The 5612-nt window shown below is 42.6% G+C and carries 5 protein-coding genes; 3 read left to right on the top strand and 2 right to left on the bottom strand.

What is annotated here, in order from left to right; genetic code table 11:
- Positions 1 to 306: 306 nt before the first annotated feature.
- Complete coding sequence (locus tag B3182_RS09685; protein WP_292354234.1) at positions 307 to 1329, bottom strand: helix-turn-helix domain-containing protein; 1023 nt, start codon at positions 1327 to 1329, stop codon at positions 307 to 309.
- Positions 1330 to 1434: 105 nt separating this feature from the next.
- Here B3182_RS09685 and B3182_RS09680 point away from each other — a divergent pair, with 105 nt between their 5' ends.
- A complete protein-coding gene (locus tag B3182_RS09680; RefSeq protein ID WP_292354233.1) occupies positions 1435 to 1932 on the top strand; it encodes a hypothetical protein in 498 nt (165 codons plus the stop codon).
- 44 nt (positions 1933 to 1976) lie between these two features.
- Here B3182_RS09680 and tyrS read toward each other — a convergent pair whose 3' ends face one another.
- Positions 1977 to 3176 (bottom strand): tyrosine--tRNA ligase, encoded by a 1200-nt coding sequence (tyrS, locus tag B3182_RS09675; RefSeq protein WP_292354231.1) that lies wholly within the window; start codon positions 3174 to 3176, stop codon positions 1977 to 1979.
- Positions 3177 to 3298: 122 nt separating this feature from the next.
- Here tyrS and B3182_RS09670 point away from each other — a divergent pair, with 122 nt between their 5' ends.
- Positions 3299 to 4891, top strand: a complete 1593-nt coding sequence (locus B3182_RS09670) for a M23 family metallopeptidase (protein ID WP_292354229.1) — start codon at positions 3299 to 3301, stop codon at positions 4889 to 4891.
- A gap of 32 nt (positions 4892 to 4923) precedes the next feature.
- Positions 4924 to 5612, top strand: a 689-nt coding sequence (locus B3182_RS09665; RefSeq protein WP_292752583.1) for an anhydro-N-acetylmuramic acid kinase, incomplete at its 3' end; no start/stop codon positions are given.

Genomic DNA, 5612 nt, shown 5'->3' with positions numbered 1-5612 from the left:
GCAAAGAAGCGAGAATTATACAGACCTCGCTCAGTCTGTCAACCCTCAGAACGTTTATTTATCAGCGTTGAGGGCCGCCTGTCGAAACAGAACGGCGCATTCTACAGGTTGAATTGAATACGTCAACAGGAAGTTTTTCTTGATTGTTTTAGGGTTACGCTAGTCTTATGAATTGATAAGAAAAATACTGATTAAATAATTACAATTTACTCATTTGCCACTCTCAATCCAGTCGTTTTTTGGGTCATAGCACTCCACGTGCGCCAAGAGAGAGATACTTTATACTTACTTTGATACGAGGCGAATCTAGGAATTGGTAAATAATTGACGATATGCCCTAGGCGAACAACCGTAATATTTTTTAAAAACTCGACTGAAATGCGACATATTGTTAAAACCGTATCGCATAGCAATCTGGGTGATAGAAAGACGGGAATAAAAAACGTTTGCCAGACAATGCCGACATAGCTCCAATCTCTCTTCAGTCAGGAAGCGCATCAGCGAAGTATTTTCTTCGTTGAATAGGTTATTAAGATAACGTTTCGATAAGCCTGTCGCATCAGCAATTTTTGTTGCTGTGAGTTCTGGGTCGCTCATTGCACTCTTTATATATTGTTTGATACGTATCAACATAATCTGACGGTGGCTGGTTGTTGTCAGCTTATTTTCAATAACCTGCCCTAATGACAAGGTCAACATATCGACCACTGGCTGCGATAATAATTGAAACTGTGATCTGGAAAATTGTTCCAGTTGTTTAACGGTAGATTGAATAAAACTACTGGTGACAGAACCAATGCCCTCACCCGAAGGAATCCGGGTAGCTGTAATTCTTCCAATATTATTTAGCCGTTGATCCAGAATCTTGCGGGGGATAGAAATTAATATCTTGGAAAAAGCTTCTGGAATAGTAATTCTGTGCGGCTCAGTCGCGTCATAAATCGTCATTTCACCTGGTTTGAGAAAAACTTCTCTGCCACCCTGTTCCAACTTGTACTTCCCGGAGGTAAGCAGGACCATGAAATAGCAATCCTGACTTGAAAGGGAAGGCTCTTGAGGTAATCGCTCTAATGTAATTGCATTAGATTGAATGGGTGACAGCCGTACACCTTCTTGCCAGGGATAAATCAACATATCATTGAACAGCACCATTTCCTGAGGCGGCGTAATATCGACGTTGGCATATTCCCGACCAATGACTTCCTTAAGCCACTCTACCCGCTGAGCGCTGGGTTGTTGCTCAGTGCAGAAACGCTGCCCATCAAGACGAACAAGCGAATCAGGACCATCAGCTATCTGGCCTGGAGGAGCAATCAGTGCGTTTGTCATAACTCATCACCCAAATGTACAAAGATTTCTGCCGTTAGAGTAAAGAATACTCATCTTAAGCTCGGCATACTGCTGCTGTATTTCAGAATAATAACAGGAGAGAGCATGAAACAGAATGATAACCACGCTGGTAATGTGGTGCTGATAAGAGGTGCCTGCTTGTGGATACTGATGGCTTTATTACTGGCTTGGTCACTCGTTGGTATCTATAACCAGATTGGTTTTCTGGAGACTTTATTTCCTGGTAAACCTATGCGTGTGTTGCAGGCACATATCGACTTTTTACTAATGAGTGCTTTGATTCTGGGATTTTATGCTGCAAGGATTGGATTGCCATGGCATGTTCGCTGGGCGATGGTAACGGGGGCGTTTACCAATTCCAGTCTTTTTTTATTGTATGCAATGTTTCCTGAATTGGATCCGCTATCAGAAACTTATACTCCCGCAGGAGTCTGGTTCACAGCTTTTAATGTCTATTTATATTCAAGTCTATTAATAACCAGTTATGGCTTTGGTAAAGCTGCAGTTATTATATTTCTGACAACTCTTGAAAACGATTCAAGCGCAAAAAATTGTAAGCGATGTGGTCGACATCTGATGTGACAGCAGATTCATACCTAGCTAATAAATAATATTTTTACAAAGAATCAAGTGGTAGAGATACGGGCAAATTTACGCTTGCCTACTTGAAAAACACCTTCGACACCCATCTTAATTAATAAGGATTTATCCTCTACTTTTTCGCCGTCGATTTTGACAGCACCCTGCTGAATCATACGCATTGCATCTGAGGTGCTACTTGTCAGCCCGGCCTGTTTAAGAACATTAGCTATTGGCATGCCTTCAGCTCCAACAGCCAAAGTTACCTCAGTGATATCATCTGGGATTTCACCCTTTTTGAATTGATTTTCAAAATCCTGACGAGCTTGTGGTCCAGCATCTTCGCCATGAAAGCGAGAAACAATTTCCTCAGCAAATAACTTTTTAATCTCAACCGGATTCCTACCCTCTGCTGTTGATTGCTTCCAATCAGCAATTTCATCCAATGACTTAAAACTGAGCAATTCAATATAACGCCACATCAGTTCATCAGAAATTGACATGAGTTTGCCAAAGATATCCTTCGGACTTTCATCAATACCAATATAGTTACCCAGCGATTTGGACATTTTCTGCACACCATCCAGCCCAACCAGAAGTGGCATCGTCAAAACACATTGTGGTGATTTTCCATAAGCCTTTTGTAATTCTCGTCCCATCAACAAGTTAAATTTCTGATCTGTTCCACCAAGCTCTACGTCAGCATCAAGCACAACAGAGTCATATCCTTGAATTAAAGGATATAAAAACTCATGAATAGCAATAGACTGGCCTGTTGTGTAACGTTTATGGAAATCATCACGCTCCAGCATACGGGCAACAGTATGGTGAGAAGCTAACCGAATCATATCGGCAGAAGATAACTCGTTCATCCAATGCGAATTGAAAACGACTTGAGTGCGTGCTGGATCCAGAATTTTGAATACTTGTTGTTGGTAAGTTTCCGCATTGCATTTGACCTGCTCAGGCGTTAATGGCTGGCGCGTCACATTTTTACCGGTTGGATCGCCAATCATCCCAGTAAAATCGCCAATCAAAAATAGAATCTCGTGTCCCAATTCCTGAAACATACGCAACTTATTAAGGAGTACCGTATGTCCAAGATGCAAGTCCGGCGCAGTAGGGTCAAAACCAGCTTTAATACGCAGTGGCTTACCACTTTCCAGCTTTTCTATCAGTTCTTTTTCAACCAGAATTTCTTCTGCTCCACGACGGATTTCTGCCAAGGTTTCTTGTACAGTTGTCATCATCGTTCTCCGCACATTAAAAATTGGCGGGCAATATAACACAAGATCTTGCCCTGAAGGGGTTTCAATTCTTTGTAAATGCTGAGAGAATTGCACGAATTTACTATAAACAGGGAATGCCCATGAAGAAACGTAACAGACTTCTGAGCTCATCACAGCAATCAAAGTTATTTAAATCTGAATCGCTGTCTCCCCATAAAAACCGACATATCACTATTTTGTCGTTACTGGCATTAACCGGTATATTCATAACCGGGATTGTACTTGCTACAAGCGAACCAAGCGCCACGACAAGTCAAACTCAGCCAGTACAGCTGCCGAACATGCCTGAAAATACTGAAGCCACGACCTCAGAATTAGAAACAGCTATTAATTTACCCTCTCAGCCCTCTTCGGAACCTACACCCACAGCTGATATTGTTACCATTGAAGAAGATCAACCTGTAACCACGAATGCTGCTTTGAGTGAATCTGCTGAAATTGAACGGCTGCATCTGAATCAACCGAAAGCAGCGCCTGAAAATGCATCAGATATTACTATCTTAAATGATGCCTTATCAGATTCTCCAGCTGACAGTGAAACCGCTTCAGACGAACTGAGTTGGCAAGAAATTGAAGTAAAATCAGGCGATAACCTTTCCTTGATTTTTCCCCGTGCAGGTTTAACTGCGCGTGATGTTTATGTTGTTGCCCAGACGGCTGGTGAAGATGCAAAAGCCCTTCTCAATCTCAGACCCGGTCAAGTGCTTCGTTTTGGAACAGTGACGGATAATGAGCAGAAGCTGGAACTGAAACAGCTGCAATTACAATTAACTCCAATGAAAACATTGACCTTAACGTCAACTGAAAAAGGCTTTGAAACAGATCTCATTGAACGAGAACTCGATAAGCACCGCCAACTGGTTGCGGGTGAAATTCAAAGCTCACTCTTTTTAGATGCCCAAAAAGCCGGCATGTCAGATAAATTGATTATGCAAATGGCGCACATTTTCGGTTGGGATATCGATTTTGCATTGGACTTACGTCAGGGTGACAGTTTTAAAGTTATTTATAATGAAAACTTCCTGGATGGAGAGAAGATTGCTGATGGTGAAATCCTGGCAGCAGAATTTACCAATCGCGGCAAAACCTTCCGAGCTATTCGATTCACTGACAGCAATGGTGAAAGTCGTTTTTACACCCCAGACGGCGACAGCATGCGTAAAGCGTTTACACGTACCCCTGTTCCTATTTCACGTATAAGTTCAGGCTTTAATCCAAATCGTAAGCACCCTGTATTAAAAACAAACCGTCCCCACCGTGGCGTTGACTACGCTGCTGCAACTGGAACGCCTATTCTGGCAACTGGCGATGGCAAAGTAGCATTCGTTGGTAATAAGGGCGGTTATGGTCGTACAGTTATCCTGTCACATGGTGGACGATACACCACGCTATTTGCCCATATGTCTAAATATAAGAGTGGTATTCGCGCTGGCCAACGGGTAAGACAAGGTGAAGTCATTGGATATATTGGTAGCAGTGGACTAGCAACCGGGCCACATTTGCATTACGAATTCCGAATCGACGGCGTGCATAAAAATCCATTAACCGTCACTTTACCTAAAGCTGAACCGATTCCTGGTCAATATCTGGCAGAGTTCAAAACGCTGTCACTACCATTGCTTGCCAGCTTGGATAATCTGCAAGTTCCAACATTGGCATTTCGTCAAGACTAGCCATATCAATAATGGGACTTTATGTCGGTGTAATGTCAGGCACTAGTCTTGATGCAATTGATGTTGCATTAATCGAGACATCACCGACCGACCAACCGAAATTAATTGGTTTTCTTAGTGCGGATTTTTCGAAAGATCTGCAAACTGCTTTAAGAACATTAATCCGCTCTCAACAATGTCAGCTATCCCAGTTGGGCGAGCTCGACATCCAGCTTGGCCATGCCTATGCAGATGCGATCTTTAATCTGCTGGAATCTGCTGATGTGTCACCCCATCAAGTTGATGGTATTGGTTGTCATGGCCAGACAGTTTTTCACTCTCCTGACTCAATTTATCCCTTTAGCATGCAAATCGGCAATGGTAATGTTATTGCGGAAAAAACCGGTATAACCACAGTATGTGATTTCCGTCAGCGTGATATGGTAAATGGAGGTCAGGGAGCACCATTAGTTCCAGCCTTCCACGCTGCTATGTTTCGTTCTGATAGTGAAAACAGGGTCATCGTCAATATTGGTGGCATTAGTAATATCACCATCTTAACCAAAGCCCCACATAGTTCACTTCAAGGATTTGATACCGGGCCAGGTAACACTCTGATGGATTCCTGGATACAAAAGCATAAACATCAGGCTTTTGATAATGACGGGCTATGGGCTGAAGGTGGGGAGGTTAATCAATCCCTGTTATTAACTTTAAAGTCTGATCCCTATTTCAAACGGGA

The organism is Methylophaga sp. UBA4204 (genome assembly GCF_002379485.1).
Classification (GTDB): domain Bacteria; phylum Pseudomonadota; class Gammaproteobacteria; order Nitrosococcales; family Methylophagaceae; genus Methylophaga.
The sequence above is the reverse complement of the archived record's forward strand: the minus strand, read 5'-3'. Positions and strand labels throughout refer to the sequence as shown.